The organism is Pseudomonas sp. NBRC 111119 (assembly GCF_001320125.1).
In the GTDB taxonomy this organism is placed as follows: Bacteria; Pseudomonadota; Gammaproteobacteria; order Pseudomonadales; family Pseudomonadaceae; genus Aquipseudomonas; species Aquipseudomonas parafulva.
Genome location: NZ_BCAV01000070.1, coordinates 1 through 16,473, shown reverse-complemented (window position 1 = coordinate 16,473; position 16,473 = coordinate 1). Strand labels below are relative to the sequence as shown.

The window sequence follows — 16,473 nt, the reverse complement described above, 5'->3', positions numbered from 1 at the left end:
TGATAGTTTATTCAGGCTTCCGCGGTCTGATGGAATGCACAGCCATCTCATCAGCTCGCGGAGCGTCGTCACGTCAGAGGAACACAAACTTGGCAATAAAGATCACGCACAGCACCCACAGGCTGGCGGAAACCTCTTTGTATTTGCCGGTGCCGGCCTTCAACGCCACATAACTGATAAAACCCAGCGCAATACCGTCGGCAACCGAAAAGGTCAGCGGCATCATGATCACCGTGACGATTGCCGGGATGCTGTCGGTGGCTTCGTCCCAATTGATGTGCGCCATACTTCCCATCATCAGCATCGCCACGTAGATCAGGGCGCCGGCGGTGGCGTAGGCCGGGATCATGCCCGCCAGCGGGGCGAAGAACATGGCGGCGATGAACAGCACGCCCACCACCACGGCAGTCAGGCCCGTGCGGCCGCCGGCGGCTACCCCGGCGGCGCTTTCAACGTAGCTGGTCACCGGCGGTACGCCGACCACGGCACCGAATACGCTCGAGGCACTGTCGGCCTTCAGCGCCCTGGACAGGTTTTCGATACGCCCGTCCGGCGCCACCAGGTTGGCCCGCTGGGCCACACCCATCAGCGTGCCCGCCGTGTCGAACATGTGCACGAACAGAAATGCCAGCACTACGCTGATCATGCTGACGTTGAACACACCGGCCACGTCCATGGCCATCCAGGTAGGGGCCAGGCTTGGCGGCATCGAGACCACGCCGCCAAACTTCACCAGGCCCAGGCCCCACCCCGCCACAGTAACGCCGATGATGCTGATCAGAATGGCGCCGAACACCCGCTTGTAGCTGAGGATGGCGATCAGCAGGAAGCACACAGCCGCCAGCAGCGGCGCCGGTTCGTGCAACGAGCCCAGCTTGATCAGCGTGGATGGGCTGGCAACGATGATGCCGGCGGTTTTCAGGCCGATCAGCCCAAGAAACAGGCCCACGCCCGCACCCATGGCGTGGCGCAGGCTCACAGGAATACTGTTGAGCAGCCACTCGCGCACCCTGGACAGGGTCAGGAACATGAACAGCACGCCTGACACAAATACCGCGCCCAGCGCCGTTTCCCAGTTGTAGCCCATGGTGCCGACCACGGTGTAGGTGAAGAAGGCATTCAGGCCCATGCCAGGCGCCAGGCCAACCGGCCAGTTAGCGTACAGACCCATCAGCAGGCAGCCCAGCGCGGCGGCGATGCAGGTGGCGACAAACGCCGCACCGTGGTCGATGCCGGCGTCGGCCATGATGTTGGGGTTGACGAAGATGATGTAGGCCATGGTGATGAACGTGGTCACCCCGGCGATAAGCTCGGTTCTGACGGTACTGCCGTGCAGCCTGAGTTTGAAGATGCGTTCCAGCCAGCCCGTTTCGCGGGGCGGTGCAGCATCCAGCAGGGGGGCTTCGGATTTGCGGCTTTCCACAGCGAGTACTCCTCAAGTCTTTCTTGTTGTTATGGAGCCCGTTGTCCTGAGCAATGCACTTGGCGGCTCCGAGAGGGGTGGCAGTCACCGGTTTTTGTTGACCTATAGGTCAGGAAACTGACAGGGCGATTATGCGTTTGTGTACAAAGAATGCAAATACTGTTTTTTATTTTGTATGCGCAGTGCGCCGTACATTCGCTATATGCGCAAAAGGCCACCTGCAGAAACGGCTCAGCCTGTGTACAATGACGCCATACCTTCTTTCATGCTCGAGCGCCCATGAACGACCAGCTGCAACCTCTGAAAAAACCTGCGCGTGCCGGCAAGGCCGGCCGCAGTGGCACCCAGGACGACATCGTCTACGCGCACATTTTCGAGGCCATCCTGGAGCAGCGCCTGGCGCCGGGCACCAAGTTGAGCGAGGAAGCCCTGGGCGAGATCTTCGGCGTCAGCCGCACCATCATCCGCCGCGCCCTGTCGCGTCTGGCCCACGAAAGCGTGGTGCTGCTACGGCCCAACCGCGGCGCAGTGGTTGCCAGCCCCACGGTAGAAGAGGCGCGCCAGGTGTTTTTCTCGCGGCGCATGGTGGAACGGGCCATCACCGAACTGGCGGTACAGCACGCCACCGCCGAACAACTGGCCGAGCTGCGCCACATGGTGCGTGAAGAGCGCGACAGCTTTTCCCGGGGTGATCGCGGCGCAGGTATTCGCCTGTCCGGCGAATTCCACCTCAAGCTGGCCGAGGCTGCAGGCAATGCGCCGTTGGTGAGCTTCCAGCGCAGCCTGGTATCGCAAACCTCGCTGATCATCGCCCAGTACGAAAGCGGCAACCGTTCGCACTGTTCGTACGACGAGCACATGCAACTGATCGATGCCATCGAGGCGCGCGATGCGGCCCAGGCGGTGAGCCTGATGATGCACCACATGGACCACATCGACAGCAAGCTGAATCTGGACGAAGAAAGCGCCTCGGACGACCTGCATGCGGTGTTCTCCCATTTGCTGAAGAAACCCAAGGTGGCAGCCAAAGGCTGACACCTTGCGGGTGCATCAGGCGTCGCGTTGATGCACGCAGCGCCCCGCTGCGTAGGTTTCGCGAATGGTGCGGTCATCGCCCAGGGTGGTGAGCACGAACAATGTTTCCTCGATGCTCTTGGACTGCTGGATCCGGTAGTCCAGCAGTGGCGTGGCCTTGTAGTCCAGCACCACGAAGTCCGCGTCGTTACCCGGGCGCAGGCTGCCGATCCGGTCGTCCAGGCGCAGCGCACGGGCACCGCCCAGGGTGGCCAGGTACAGCGATTTGTACGGGTGCAGGCGCGCGCCCCGCAGCTGCATCACCTTGTAGGCCTCATTCAGGGTGTTGAGCAGGGAGAAACTGGTGCCGGCACCCACGTCGGTACCCAGGCCCACATTGACCTTGAAGCGCTCGGCCTGGGGCAGGTTGAACAGGCCGCTGCCCAGGAACAGGTTGGAGGTGGGGCAGAACGCCACTGCCGAACCGGTGTCTGCCAGGCGCTGGCATTCTTCGTCGCACAGGTGCACGCCATGGGCAAAGACCGAGCGCTCACCCAGCAGCTCGAAGTGGTCGTACACATCCAGGTAGCCTTTCTGTTCCGGGAACAGCGATTTTACCCAGTCGATTTCCTTCAGGTTTTCCGACAGGTGCGTGTGCAGGTACACCCCAGGGTGCTCCTTGAGCAACCGCCCGGCCATGGCCAGTTGCTCGGGCGTGCTGGTCGGCGCGAAGCGGGGGGTAACGGCGTAGTGCAGGCGGCCCTTGCCGTGCCAGCGCTCGATCAGGGCCTTGCTCTGGGCATAACCCGACTCGGCGGTGTCGGTGAGGTAGTCCGGTGCGTTGCGGTCCATCATCACTTTACCGGCAATCAGGCGCAGGTCCAGGCGTTCTGCTTCTTCGAACAGGGCATTGACCGATTCAGGGTGCACGCTGCCGAACACCAGCGCGGTGGTGGTGCCGTTACGCAGCAGCTCCTTCAGGAAGATTTTCGCGACGTTATCGGCGTGGCCCTTGTCGGCGAACTGCTTTTCACAGGGGAAGGTGTAGGTGTTCAGCCAGTCCAGCAGCTGCTCGCCGTAGGAGCCGATCATGCCGGTCTGCGGGAAGTGGATATGGGTGTCGATGAAGCCCGGGGTAATCAGCGCGTCCGGGTAGTGCTCCACCGGCATGTCGGCAGGCAGGGTCGGCAGCAAGTCGGCAGCGTGGCCGACGGCACTGATGCGCCCCTGGTCGACCACCAGCAGGCCATCTTCGAAGTACGCGTGGGAGGCCTCCAGGCCGACCTCGGCGGGGTCGGCGATGCTGTGCAGGATGGCGGCACGGTAGGCTTTGCGGGTAACGGTCATATCTCACTCGTCAAATAGCTTGGCTGCGCCGGGAGGGCGGCAGCAACTGGGCAATGGGGCCGGCATTGGCGGCAGCGTCGTGCTGGCCGAAGCGGGCGTTGTAGGTGGCGATGATTTCGCCGGCGATGGACACGGCAATCTCGATCGGCAGCTTGCCTTTGACCTCGGCCAGGCCCATCGGGCAGCGCATGCGCGCGATCACCGCAGGGTCATGGCCGCGCTCGCGCAGGCGATGCTCGAACTTCACACGCTTGGTTTTCGAGCCAATCAGGCCGAACCAGGTGAACTCGTTACGCTTGAGGATGGCGGCGGTCAGTTCGAGGTCAAGCGGGTGGTTGTGGGTCATGACGATGCAGTAGCTGCCCGGCGGCAGGTGCTGCACTTCGTCTACCGGCTCTTCACTGACAACCTGGGTAACCCCGTCAGGAATGAAAGCCGGAAACTCCTGCGCACGCGAATCGATCCAGCGCACCCGGCAGGGCAGGGCAGCCAGCAAGGGTACCAGAGCGCGGCCCACATGGCCCGCGCCGAACACGGCGATGTGCGCCTGCACCGTGGCCATGGGCTCGAACAGCAACACGGTGACGCCACCGCAGCACTGGCCCAGGCTGGCGCCCAGGCTGAAGCGCTCCAGGTGTGGCGAGGTGCGCTGCTCGTCGAGCATCTGCCGGGCGATGTGCAGGGCCTTGTATTCCAGGTGGCCGCCACCGATGGTGTCGAACAGCCCGGTGGCACTGACCACCATCTTCGAGCCGGCATTGCGCGGGGTGGAGCCGCGCTCCTCGATGATGGTCACCAGCACGCAGGCCTCGCCACGGGCCTGGTGGTCGGCAAGGGCATTGATCCATTGATGCATGATGCAGCCCTCAGTGGTTCACAGTGTCCAGTTCGAGCACCGCCGGTTGCACGGCAGCCTCCGCCTTGCGCATCTGTTCACAGCCCCACAACACCCGCTCCGGCGTCGCCGGTGCATCCACCTGTGGCTGTACCCGGTAATCGGCAATGCTGGCCACGGCATCCTTGATCGCACACCAGGCAGCGATGCCGAGCATGAAGGGGGGCTCACCCACGGCCTTGGAATGGAACACCGTGTCCTCCGGGTTCTTGCGGTTTTCCACCAGCTTCACCCGCAGGTCCAGCGGCATGTCGGCCACGGCCGGGATCTTGTAGCTGGCCGGGCCATTGGTCATCAGCTTGCCCTTGCTGTTCCACACCAGTTCCTCGGTGGTCAGCCAGCCCATGCCCTGGATGAAGCCGCCTTCCACCTGGCCGATGTCGATGGCCGGGTTCAGCGAGTCCCCTACGTCGTGGAGAATGTCGGCGCGCAACATGCGGTACTCGCCGGTCAGGGTGTCGATCACCACTTCCACGCAGGCGGCACCAAATGCGTAGTAGTAGAAGGGCCGGCCACGTGCCTGGCTGCGGTCATAGAAGATCTTCGGCGTGCGGTAAAAGCCCGTGGTGGACAGCGACACCTGGCCGAAATACGCCTGCTGCACCAGCTGTTCGAAGCTCACGAGCTGTTCGCGCACGCGTACGTGGCCATTGCGAAACTCCACGTCTTCCTCGGTGACCTGGTAATGGCGGGCGGCGAATTCGGTCAGCCGTTTTTTCAGAATTTCTGCTGCGTTCTGCGCCGCCTTGCCGTTCAGGTCGGCCCCGCTGGAGGCTGCCGTTGGCGAGGTGTTGGGCACCTTGTCCGTGTTGGTGGCGGTGATCTGTATGCGGCTGATATCCACCTGGAACACCTGCGCGACCACTTGCGCCACCTTGGTGTTCAGCCCCTGGCCCATTTCTGTGCCGCCGTGGTTCAGGTGGATGCTGCCGTCGGTATAGATGTGGATCAGCGCCCCGGCCTGGTTGAGGAACGTGGCGGTGAACGAGATACCGAATTTGACCGGGGTCAGCGCCAGGCCCTTTTTCAGTACCGGGCTGGCAGCGTTGAAGCGGCGGATGGCCTCGCGGCGCTCGGCGTAATCGCAGCTGGCTTCCAGCTCGGCCGTCATCTCCTCGAGCATGTTGTGCTCGACGGTCTGGTAGTAGTGGGTGACGTTGCGCTCGGTCTTGCCGTAGTAGTTGGCCTTGCGCACGCTCAGCGGGTCCAGCCCCAGATACCGGGCGATGTGGTCCATGACCTGTTCGATGGCCACCATCCCTTGCGGCCCGCCGAAACCACGGTAGGCCGTGTTGGAGGCGGTGTTGGTTTTGCAGCGGTGCCCGTGCACGGTGGCATCGCCCAGGTAGTAGGCGTTGTCGGAGTGGAACATGGCGCGGTCCACGATCGAGCCGGACAGGTCGGGCGAGTAGCCGCAGTTGCCGGCCAGGTCGAGGTTGATGCCGTGCAGCCGGCCGGTGGCGTCGAAGCCCACGTCGTATTCCACGTAGAACGGGTGGCGCTTGCCGGTCATGGTCATGTCTTCGACCCGTGGCAGGCGCATCTTGGCGGGCTGGCCGGTCAGGCGGGCGATGACGGCGCACAGGCAGGCGGGGCTGGCGGCCTGGGTTTCCTTGCCGCCGAAGCCGCCGCCCATGCGGCGCATGTCCAGCACCACTTTGTGCATGGGCACGTCCAGCACTTCGGCCACCAGCTTCTGCACTTCGGTAGGGTTCTGGGTGGAGCAATAGACGATCATGCCGCCGTCTTCGCTGGGCATCACCGAAGAGATCTGCGTTTCGAGGTAGAAATGCTCCTGGCCGCCGATGTGCAGGGTGCCTTGCAGCCGGTGCGGGGCACTGGCCAGCGCCGCTGCGCTGTCGCCGCGCTGGTGGGTGTGGCTGTCGAGCACAAAATGCTTGTTGCGCAGTGCCTGCACCACATCCAGCACCGGCTCCAGGTCTTCGTACTCGACGATGGCGGCCAGGGCCGCGCGGCGGGCAGTGTCCAGGTCGCGCGCGGCCACCGCCAATACCGGCTGGCCGAAGAACTCGACCTTGTCGATGGCCAGCAGCGGGTCACCTGCCACCACCGGGCCGATGTCCTTGAGGCCTGGGATGTCTTCATGGGTGATGGCGATGCGCACCCCTTCGAAGGCGTAGCACGGCGTGGTGTCTATTCGCACGATGCGGGCGTGGGCCCGGTCGGCGGTACGGGCGTAGACATGCAACTGGTTGGGAAACTCCAGGCGGTCGTCGATGTACACCGCCTCGCCGGCCACATGCTTGTCGGCGCTGTCGTGCTTGACGCTGCGCCCCACACCGGTGGTGAGGTCCTGGCTGAACAGCTCGGCCATCTCGGCCTGGCTCTTGGCGATCTGATGGTTAGACATAAGCGGTCACCCGGGTTTCGATGTGCGGCGATTGCTGTTCGATGAAGTATTTGCGCAACAGGTTTTGAGCGGCGAGCAAGCGGTATTGCTGGCTGGCGCGGAAGTCGCTGAGTGGCGTGAAGTCCTCGGCCAGGGCCTGGCAGGCGCGCTCCACAGTGGCCTGGTTCCAGGCAGCGCCGCATAGGGCGGCTTCGCAGGCACGGGCACGCTTGGGGATGGCCGCCATGCCGCCGAACGCAGCCCGCGCTTCACGCACCACGCCGTTTTCGATACGCAGGTTGAAGGCCGCGCACACCGCAGAGATATCGTCGTCCAGGCGCTTGGAAACCTTGTAGGCGCGGAATGCCCATTCACGGTTGGCCCGCGGCACCAGGATCTTCTCGATGAACTCGCTTTCCTGCCGTGCGGTGACGCGGTAGTCGATGAAGTACTGCTCCAGTGGCAAGGTCCGCTGGCGTTCGCCCTGGCGCAGCACAACCTGCGCATCCAGGGCGATCAGCAAGGGTGGGGAGTCACCGATGGGCGAGGCATTGCCGATGTTGCCGCCCAGCGTGCCCTGGTTGCGGATCTGCAGCGAGGCGAACCGATGCAGCAGGGCACCGAAGTCCGAGTAATCGTCATGCAGGGCGCCATAGCAGTCGGTCAGGCTCGCGGCTGCGCCGATCTCCAGGTGGGTGGCGGTTTTCTCGATGCGCTTGAGTTCGGCCACGTGGCCCACGTAGATCATCACCGGCAGCGTCTTGTGAAACTGCGTGACTTCCAGCGCCAGGTCGGTGCCGCCAGCCAGCAGGCGTGCCTCAGGGTGCGAGCTGTACAGGTCGGCCAGGTCGGCCACGGTGAGTGGCACCAGGCAGCGCTTGTCGCCGCTGTTCAACTCCCCGGTCTGGGTGGGGGCAATGGCCTTGAGGCGGGCGATGGTGTGGGCCTGCTGCTCATCGAACTGGTCGCGGCACGGTTGCCTGCAGCTCGCCTGGGCGGCATCGAGGATGGGCCGATAGCCGGTGCAGCGGCACAGGTTACCGGCCAGGGCTTCCTGGGCACGCTGCAGGTCGGGGCCGTCGCTGTTTTTTTGCAGCGCGAACAGCGACATCACAAAGCCTGGGGTGCAGAAGCCGCATTGCGAGCCGTGGCAGTCGGCCATGGCCTGCTGCACGCTATGCAACTGGCCCTGGTGCTTGAGGTCTTCGACGCTGATCAGTTGCTTGCCATGCAGGCTGGAAACGAACGTAAGGCAGGCGTTGAGGCTGCGGTAGCGCAAGCTGTCGGTGCCATCGGGGCCGGTGATGAGTTCGCCGACGACCACGGTGCAGGCGCCGCAGTCGCCACTGGCGCAGCCTTCCTTGGTACCGGTCTTGCCCAACGGGCCGCGCAGGTATTCAAGCACGGTCATGTTCGGGTCCAGGGCGTGCTCGCTGCGCAGCACCTGGTTGACGAGAAACTGGATCACGGGGTGACCTCGCAGAGGATTTTATTGTTGTTGGGCCGACTCTAAGCAACACCCGCGTTTCGGGTCAATAATTTTCTGACTCAAAGGTCAGGAAATGATGCGCGGTCAAGCCCAAGCGTGTGCTTCATGCTTGCTACAAGCATAGATCGCGCCGACCTGGCAGCTGTCCCATCGGTCAAATAAACCCGGCGCCCCCTCTGCGCTACGCGTATGCAATTACGCTACACTTCGCCCCTTGTGCCCAGTTCAATGATTTTGAAGGAAAACCATGACGTTCAAGGCCCCGGACAGCCTCTCCGAGCAGATTGCCGACTACCTGGCCGAGCGCATCATTCGCGGCGAGCTGGCGCCGGGCGAGCGCATCCAGGAGCTGAAGGTTACCCAGGCCCTCAACGTCAGCCGTGGCTCGGTGCGCGAGGCGCTGCTGATCCTCGAACGCCGCCATCTGATCGCCATTCTGCCGCGCCGCGGGGCCCACGTGACTGAGCTGGACGAGCGCAGCGTGCGCAGCCTGTGTGCGCTGATGAGCGAGTTCTATATTCTGCTGGGCAATGCCGTTGCACAAAAATGGCGCCTGGAGGCCGACTTGCGCCCCTTTCTGGCCATCCAGCAGCGCTTGCAGCTGGCCCATGAGCAGCGGGACATCGAAGCGTTCGTGGCCGAGAGCTTTGCGGTGATGCGCGCCGCTTACCCCTTCGCCGACAACCCCTTCCTGCAGGAAACGGTCGAAAACCTGCAGCCTGCCATGAGCCGCGCCTACTACCTGTCGCTGGACCAGCGCCAGGCCAGCATGAACGATTACCTGGACCTGTTCGCCCGCCTGCTCGACGCCGTGGTCGTGCGTGACCTGCCGCGCATTCGCGAGGTGCTAACCGCCTACGGCCAGCGCAGTTGCGAGCTGGTGCTGGCGGCGCTGGGCCGAGGCTGACCGATGCGCCTGAAGTGCATTCGGCTGGCCGGGTTCAAGTCGTTCGTCGACCCGACCACGGTGAATTTCCCCAGCAACATGGCCGCAGTGGTGGGCCCCAATGGCTGTGGCAAGTCCAACATCATTGACGCGGTGCGCTGGGTGATGGGCGAGAGCTCGGCCAAGAACTTGCGCGGCGAGTCGATGACCGATGTCATCTTCAACGGCTCCAGCGGCCGCAAGCCGGTCAGCCAGGCCAGCATCGAACTGGTGTTCGACAACAGCGAAACCACCCTGGTGGGCGAATATGCCGCCTATGCGGAAATCTCGATCCGTCGCAAGGTCACCCGCGACGGGCAGAACAGCTATTACCTGAACGGCACCAAGTGCAGGCGCCGGGATATCACCGACATCTTCCTAGGCACAGGCCTGGGCCCACGCAGCTACTCGATCATCGAGCAGGGCATGATCTCCAAGCTGATCGAGGCCAAGCCCGAGGAACTGCGCAACTTCATCGAAGAAGCGGCCGGTATTTCCAAGTACAAGGAGCGCCGCCGCGAAACCGAGAACCGCATCCGCCGCACCCAGGAAAACCTCGCCCGCCTGACCGACCTGCGCGAAGAGCTGGAGCGCCAGCTGGAGCGCCTGCAGCGCCAAGCCCAGGCAGCAGAGAAGTACCGTGAGTTCAAGGCCCAGGAGCGGCAGTTGAAAGCGCGGTTGTCGGCGTTGCGCTGGCGCGACCTGGACGAGCGGGTGCGCCAGCGCCAGGCGGTGATCGGCGACCAGGACGTGTCCCACGAGGCGTTGGTGGCCGAGCAACGCAATGCTGACGCCAGCATCGAGCGGCTGCGCGATGGCCATCATGAATTGTCCGAGCGCTTCAACCAGGTGCAGGGGCGGTTCTATTCGGTGGCCGGTGACATTGCCCGGGTGGAGCAGAGCATTCAGCATGGCCAGCAGCGCCTGCGCCAGTTGCAGGACGACTTCAAGGAAGCCGAGCGTACGCGCCTGGAAACCGAATCGCACCTGGGCCACGACCGCACGCTGCTCGCAACCCTGGGTGAAGAGCTGGCCATGCTCGAGCCTGAGCAGGACATGACGGTTGCCGCCGCCGAACTGTCTGCCGCTGCCCTGGAAGAAGCCGAGGCCGGCGTGCAGGGTTGGCAGGAGCAATGGGACAGCTTCAACAGCCGTTCTGCTGAGCCGCGGCGCCAGGCCGAAGTGCAGCAGGCGCGCTTGCAGCAACTTGAAACCAGCCTGGAGCGCCTGGCAGACCGTCAGCGCAAACTGGGCGAGGAGCGTGCGCAGTTGGGTGAAGACCCACAGGGCGCGGCCATGCTCGAGTGGGCCGAACAAGTGGCCAGCAGTGAATTGCTGCTGGATGAGTTGCAGCTCGACGAACAACAGCTGGTAGAACACCTGGAACGTGTGCGCGAGCAATTGCAGCAAGCGGGGCAGGCCCAGCAGCAGGCCCAGGGTGACCAGCAGCGCCTGGGCGGCCGCCTGGCGTCGCTGGAGGCGTTGCAGCAGGCCGCCCTTGAACCGGGCACCGGGGCTACCGAGTGGCTGCAGGCGCGCGGCCTGAGCAACCTCCCGCGCCTGGCCGAAAGCGTGCGGGTTGAGCCGGGCTGGGAGCTGGCCGTGGAAACGGTGCTGGGCGCCGACTTGCAGGCTGTGCTGGTGGAGGATTTCGACCAGTTGGACCTGGCCGGCCTCGAGCAAGGCGAACTGTGCCTGCTGGAGGCAGGCGGTGAGGCGGCGCCCATACCTGGGAGTTTACTGGCCAAAGTACAGGGGCACGCCGACCTGGCCCCCTGGCTTGCGCAGGTGCAACCGGTGGAGGACCTTGCCGAGGCGCTGCGGCGGCGGGCCACGCTGGCGCCGGGCCAGAGCCTGGTGAGCCGTGACGGCTATTGGGTAGGGCGGCGCTTCTTGCGGGTCCGGCGCGGTGGCAGCGGCGAAGGCGGGGTGCTGGCCCGCGGGCAAGAAATCGAGCAATTGCAACAACAGCAGCTGCTGCAAGCTGACGCTTTGCAGCAGCTTGAGCAGCAGGCCCAGGCCCTGCGCGAGCAGCAGCAGGCGCTGGAGGCGCAGCGCGAGCAACTGCGCCGCCGCGCCCAGGAAGAGAACCGCCTGCTCGGTGAGCTCAAGGCCAGCCTGTCGGCAGGGCGTGCCCGCGCCGAACAGGTAGAACTGCGCCGTCGCCGGCTGCAGGAAGAGCTGGCCGAGCTGGAAGAGCAACGCGCCCTTGAGCACGAACAGTTGGGCGAGTCCCGGCTGCTGCTGGAAGAGGCCTTGGAGCTGATGGCACAGGACACCGAGCAGCGCGAGCAGTTGATGGCGTCGCGTGACCGGCTGCGTGAGGGCCTGGACCGGCTGCGCCAGGACGCGCGCCAGCACAAGGACCATGCTCACCAGCTGGCCGTGCGCCTGGGCTCGCTGCGGGCCCAGCATGACTCCACCCGTCAGGCCCTGGAGCGCCTGGAGCTGCAGGCGGCACGCCTGAGCGAGCGGCAGGAGCAATTGAGCCTGAACCTGGAGGAGGGTGAAGCCCCCCTCGAAGAACTGCGCCTCAAACTCGAAGAACTGCTGGAACGGCGCATGGGGGTCGACGAGGAAATGCGCCAGGCGCGCCTGCACATGGACGAGGCCGACCGCGAACTGCGCGATGCCGAAAAACGCCGCACCCAGGCCGAGCAACAGGCCCAGTTGCTGCGCGGCCAGCTTGAACAGCTGCGCCTGGAGTGCCAGGGCCTGGATGTACGCCGCAACACGTTGCAGGAGCAACTGCTCGCCGACGGTTATGACCTGCAAGGCGTGCTGGCTACGCTTGAGCCAGAAGCCACCGAGCCGGGCACCGAGCAGGCATTGGAGCAACTGGACGCGCGCATCCAGCGCCTGGGCGCCATCAACCTGGCGGCCATCGAAGAATACGAACAGCAGTCTGAGCGCAAGCGCTACCTCGACGCCCAGGATGCCGACCTGGTCGAAGCGCTGGAAACCCTGGAAAACGTCATCCGCAAGATCGACAAGGAAACCCGCAACCGCTTCAAGGATACCTTCGATCAGATAAATGCCGGATTACAGGCACTTTTCCCAAAAGTTTTCGGTGGTGGCAGCGCTTATCTGGAACTGACGGGCGAAGATTTACTCGATACAGGGGTGACGATCATGGCGCGCCCCCCGGGCAAGAAGAACAGCACCATCCATTTGCTGTCCGGCGGCGAGAAGGCACTGACGGCACTGGCGCTGGTTTTCGCCATTTTCAAGTTGAACCCTGCACCGTTCTGCATGCTCGACGAAGTCGACGCACCGCTGGACGATGCCAACGTCGGGCGGTATGCCCGGCTGGTGAAGGAGATGAGTGAAAGCGTGCAGTTCATCTACATCACCCACAACAAGATCGCCATGGAAATGGCCGATCAGCTGATGGGGGTGACCATGCATGAACCGGGTTGTTCACGTCTTGTTGCAGTTGATGTGGAGGCGGCCATGGCCATGGTCGACGGGTGATACGCAGCCCTGAGGGCGAATTGTGCGGTGAAATACCCCTGTCATGTGTGACAGACGGTGTAAAGTTGTCTTTGGTCGTGCTAGCTTAATGTCACTCGTTTTTTGCGTGGGTAAAACGCCTGTCAGAACATAGAGTTGGCGCCACGTGTTAAAGGCCTTTGAAGCCTTTGTTTTCAAGCATATTTTTATTAGAGGCACGGGATTACATGGAAATCGGTCTGCGCGAGTGGCTGATCGTCATCGGCATCATTGTCATTGCCGGTATTCTTTTCGACGGCTGGCGCCGCATGCGCGGCGGCAAGGGCAAGTTGAAATTCCGTCTGGACCGCAGTTATTCCAATGTGGCGGACGATGAGGGTGGCAGCGCCGAGGTGCTCGGCCCTTCCCGCGTGCTGGATAACCACAAGGAGCCTGAGCTGGACGAAAGCGACCTGCCGTCGCTCAGCGCTTCGGGCCGCGACCGCGACCGCGAAGTGAAGCCGGTCAAAGCCAGCAAGCGTCCCAAGCGTGCCGCTGCGGCGGCAGATGCCCCGCGTGGCGACCTGGGCCTTGCCGCCGAACCCCGGGAAGCGGACCTGTTTGCCGACAGCGATGACGACTTCGCCGCGGACAATACCCGCAACACGTCCACCGCGCCTGCCAACACCAGCGTGAAGGAGCTGCCGCCTGCCGAAGAGGTGCTGGTGATCAGCGTGATCTCCCGCGACGACGGCGGCTTCAAAGGCCCGGCATTGCTGCAGAACATCCTGGAAAGCGGCCTGCGCTTCGGCGAAATGGACATCTTCCACCGCCACGAAAGCATGGCCGGTCACGGTGAAGTGCTGTTCTCCATGGCCAACGCCGTGAAGCCAGGCGTGTTCGACCTGGACGACATCGACCACTTCAGCACCCGTGCCGTCAGCTTCTTCCTGGGGCTGCCAGGCCCTCGTCACCCGAAGCAGGCCTTCGACGTGATGGTGGCCGCAGCACGCAAGCTGGCCCACGAACTCAACGGCGAGCTCAAGGACGACCAGCGCAGCGTGCTGACCGCCCAGACCATCGAGCACTACCGCCAGCGCATTGTCGAGTTCGAGCGCCGGGCGCTGACCCAGAAGCGTTGATGTGCCCAAGTGGATAGGTCTGGCCAAGCCCTGTCCACCCTGTTTCAAGTGCAAGAGCAGCCCAGTGCTGCTCTTTTGCTTTGCAAGAGATCCTGAAAATGACCGCCGAAACCCGTATCCACGAACTGCGTGCCGAGCTCGACCAGCACAACTACCGCTATTACGTGCTCGACGAGCCCAGTGTTCCCGATGCCGAATACGACCGCCTGTTCAACGAGCTCAAGGCGCTTGAGGCCGATAACCCGCACCTGGTCACCCCCGACTCGCCTACCCAGCGCGTTGGTGGGGCGGCACTGGCTGCGTTCAGCCAGGTGCGTCACGAAGTGCCCATGCTCAGCCTGGGCAACGCTTTCGAAGAGGCTGACCTGCGTGAATTCGGGCGCCGCGTGGTGGAGGGCCTCGACCAGCCCGGCGCGGTGGACTACAGCTGCGAACCGAAGCTGGACGGCCTGGCGGTCAGCCTGCTTTACCGGGATGGCCACTTGGTGCAGGGCGCAACCCGGGGCGATGGCACTACCGGCGAGGACATCAGCGCCAACGTGCGCACCGTGCGCAACATTCCCCTCAAGCTGCAGGGCCAAGGCTGGCCAGCCGTGCTTGAGGTGCGTGGCGAGGTGTTCATGAGCAAGGCCGGCTTCGACCGGCTGAACGCGACCCAGGCCGAGGCCGGGGGCAAGACCTTCGCCAACCCGCGCAACGCCGCTGCCGGCAGCCTGCGCCAACTGGACTCGAAAATCACTGCCAGCCGGCCCCTGGAGTTCTGCTGCTATGGTGTTGGCCAGGTGGCTGCACCCATCGCCGACAGCCATATCGGCACGCTTGAGCAGCTCAAGGCCTGGGGGCTGCCCATCAGCCGCGAGTTGCGCCATGCAGCAGGCATTGAGCAGTGCCTTGAGTACTACCGCGACATCGGTGAGCGGCGCAACAGCCTGCCCTATGAAATCGACGGTGTGGTGTTCAAGGTCAACAGCCTGGCCAGCCAGCGTGAGCTCGGGTTCCGCGCGCGTGAGCCGCGCTGGGCCATTGCCCACAAGTTCCCGGCCATGGAGGAGCTCACCGAGGTGCTGGACGTCGAGTTCCAGGTAGGGCGTACGGGGGCGGTGACGCCGGTAGCGCGCCTGAAACCGGTGAAGGTGGCCGGCGTGACGGTGTCCAACGCCACCCTGCATAACATGGACGAGATCGCCCGCCTGGGCTTGCGCATCGGCGATACCGTCATCATCCGGCGTGCCGGGGACGTGATCCCTCAGGTGATGCAGGTGGTGCTGGAGCGCCGCCCCGAGCACGCCCGCCCGGTGCAGGTGCCCAGCCAGTGCCCGGTGTGTGGGTCGCAGGTAGAGCGTACCCAGTTGGTCAAGCGCAGCAAGGGCAAGGAAACCACCAGCGAAGGTGCGGTGTACCGCTGTGTCGGCCGCCTGGCCTGCGGTGCCCAGCTCAAGCAGGCGATTATCCATTACGTTTCGCGCCGCGCCATGGACATCGACGGCCTGGGCGAGAAGAGCGTCGAGCAGCTGGTGGACGAAGGCCTGATCGCCTCGCCTGCAGAACTGTACAAGCTCGAGTTCGACCAGGTGGTGGGCCTGGAAGGCTTTGCCGAAGTGTCCAGCAAAAAACTGCTGGATGCCATTGCAGCCAGCAAGCAACCCACCCTGGCACGCTTCATCTACGCCCTGGGCATTCCGGATGTGGGCGAGGAAACCGCCAAGGTGCTGGCCCGTTCGCTGGGTAGCCTGGCGCGTGTACAGCAGGCCTTGCCGCAGGTGCTTACCTACCTGCCGGACATCGGCCTGGAGGTGGCGTATGAAATTCACAACTTCTTTGAAGACGAGCACAACCAGAAGGTTATCCAGCAACTTCTGGACAGTGGCATGCAATTGCAGGATGAAGGTGAGTTGGCTGCCGAGTTTGCCGCCAGCACCACACTTGCCGGCCTGATCGCCAAACTGGACATCGCCTCCGTCGGCCCAACCGGGGCTGAAAAGCTGGTGGCCAAGCTCGATAGCCTGGACAAGATCATCGCCGCCGATGGTATCGACCTGCGCCAGGCGCTCAATACCAAACAGGCTGACGCTGTACGTGAGTTTTTCCGTGATGCTGCCAATCAGCAACTGGCCCGCGATATCGAAGCCCAGTTGCTGGCCTTCGGCATGCATTGGCACAGCGAGAAGAAAGTGGCAGAAGGCTTGCCACTGGCCGGTCAAACCTGGGTGCTCACCGGTTCCCTCGAGCGCATGAGCCGCGACATTGCCAAGGACAAGCTGGAGAGCCTGGGGGCGAAGGTGGCAGGCTCCGTCTCTGGCAAGACCCACTGCGTGGTCGCAGGGCCCGGTGCGGGCTCCAAGCTGGCCAAGGCCAGCGAGTTGGGGCTCAAGGTGCTGGATGAAGAGGCGTTCGTGGCGTTTTTGGCAGGGCACGGTATAACGGCCTGATAATCACAAGCTGCCTCACTCCGCCCC

At 63.7% G+C, this 16,473-nt stretch carries 10 protein-coding genes; 5 read left to right on the top strand and 5 right to left on the bottom strand.

Annotation, left to right across the window (positions count from 1 at the left end; all coding sequences use genetic code 11):
* Window positions 1–73 precede the first annotated feature (73 nt).
* Window positions 74–1,423, bottom strand: coding sequence for an NCS2 family permease (locus tag APH25_RS23180; protein ID WP_060483525.1), 1,350 nt, complete (start codon window positions 1,421–1,423; stop codon window positions 74–76).
* 279 nt (window positions 1,424–1,702) lie between these two features.
* Here APH25_RS23180 and APH25_RS23175 point away from each other — a divergent pair, with 279 nt between their 5' ends.
* Window positions 1,703–2,458: a GntR family transcriptional regulator gene (locus APH25_RS23175; protein WP_060483524.1), complete on the top strand. Its 756-nt coding sequence runs from the start codon at window positions 1,703–1,705 to the stop codon at window positions 2,456–2,458.
* Between the two features lie 15 nt (window positions 2,459–2,473).
* Here APH25_RS23175 and guaD read toward each other — a convergent pair whose 3' ends face one another.
* Genes guaD through xdhA form a run of 4 tightly spaced genes read right to left on the bottom strand, consistent with a single transcriptional unit; the run spans window position 2,474 to window position 8,497 of the window.
* A complete protein-coding gene (gene guaD / locus APH25_RS23170) occupies window positions 2,474–3,784 on the bottom strand; it encodes a guanine deaminase (protein ID WP_060483523.1) in 1,311 nt (436 codons plus the stop codon).
* A gap of 10 nt (window positions 3,785–3,794) precedes the next feature.
* A complete protein-coding gene (gene xdhC, locus APH25_RS23165; RefSeq protein WP_060483522.1) occupies window positions 3,795–4,640 on the bottom strand; it encodes a xanthine dehydrogenase accessory protein XdhC in 846 nt (281 codons plus the stop codon).
* 10 nt (window positions 4,641–4,650) lie between these two features.
* Window positions 4,651–7,050 carry a xanthine dehydrogenase molybdopterin binding subunit gene (xdhB, locus tag APH25_RS23160; protein WP_060483521.1) on the bottom strand — a complete coding sequence of 800 codons (2,400 nt, stop codon included), beginning with the start codon at window positions 7,048–7,050 and terminating at the stop codon, window positions 4,651–4,653.
* Complete coding sequence (gene xdhA / locus APH25_RS23155; RefSeq protein ID WP_060483520.1) at window positions 7,043–8,497, bottom strand: xanthine dehydrogenase small subunit; 1,455 nt, start codon at window positions 8,495–8,497, stop codon at window positions 7,043–7,045. Before xdhA ends, xdhB begins: the two co-directional genes overlap by 8 nt.
* A gap of 268 nt (window positions 8,498–8,765) precedes the next feature.
* On the opposite strand from xdhA, the gene APH25_RS23150 reads away from it, so the two are divergent.
* From APH25_RS23150 to ligA, 4 genes are all read left to right on the top strand, one after another.
* Window positions 8,766–9,425, top strand: a complete 660-nt coding sequence (locus APH25_RS23150; protein ID WP_028632151.1) for a GntR family transcriptional regulator — start codon at window positions 8,766–8,768, stop codon at window positions 9,423–9,425.
* A 3-nt stretch (window positions 9,426–9,428) separates the two neighbouring features.
* The gene (gene smc / locus APH25_RS23145) at window positions 9,429–12,917 is read left to right on the top strand and encodes a chromosome segregation protein SMC (protein WP_060483519.1); all 3,489 of its coding nucleotides are present in this window, start codon (window positions 9,429–9,431) and stop codon (window positions 12,915–12,917) included.
* Between the two features lie 206 nt (window positions 12,918–13,123).
* Complete coding sequence (zipA, locus tag APH25_RS23140; protein ID WP_060483518.1) at window positions 13,124–14,017, top strand: cell division protein ZipA; 894 nt, start codon at window positions 13,124–13,126, stop codon at window positions 14,015–14,017.
* 98 nt (window positions 14,018–14,115) lie between these two features.
* On the top strand, window positions 14,116–16,446 hold the full coding sequence (gene ligA, locus APH25_RS23135; protein WP_060483517.1) for an NAD-dependent DNA ligase LigA: 2,331 nt from the start codon (window positions 14,116–14,118) through the stop codon (window positions 16,444–16,446).
* The last annotated feature ends 27 nt before the right edge of the window (window positions 16,447–16,473 follow it).

Excerpts from the sequence above, each read along its gene's own strand:
- APH25_RS23175 (WP_060483524.1), top strand. The coding sequence starts at position 1,703 with ATGAACGACCAGCTGCAACCTCTGAAAAAACCTGCGCGTGCCGGCAAG.
- guaD (WP_060483523.1), bottom strand. The coding sequence starts at position 3,784 with ATGACCGTTACCCGCAAAGCCTACCGTGCCGCCATCCTGCACAGCATC.
- xdhC (WP_060483522.1), bottom strand. The coding sequence starts at position 4,640 with ATGCATCAATGGATCAATGCCCTTGCCGACCACCAGGCCCGTGGCGAG.
- xdhB (WP_060483521.1), bottom strand. The coding sequence starts at position 7,050 with ATGTCTAACCATCAGATCGCCAAGAGCCAGGCCGAGATGGCCGAGCTG.
- APH25_RS23150 (WP_028632151.1), top strand. The coding sequence starts at position 8,766 with ATGACGTTCAAGGCCCCGGACAGCCTCTCCGAGCAGATTGCCGACTAC.
- smc (WP_060483519.1), top strand. The coding sequence starts at position 9,429 with ATGCGCCTGAAGTGCATTCGGCTGGCCGGGTTCAAGTCGTTCGTCGAC.
- zipA (WP_060483518.1), top strand. The coding sequence starts at position 13,124 with ATGGAAATCGGTCTGCGCGAGTGGCTGATCGTCATCGGCATCATTGTC.
- ligA (WP_060483517.1), top strand. The coding sequence starts at position 14,116 with ATGACCGCCGAAACCCGTATCCACGAACTGCGTGCCGAGCTCGACCAG.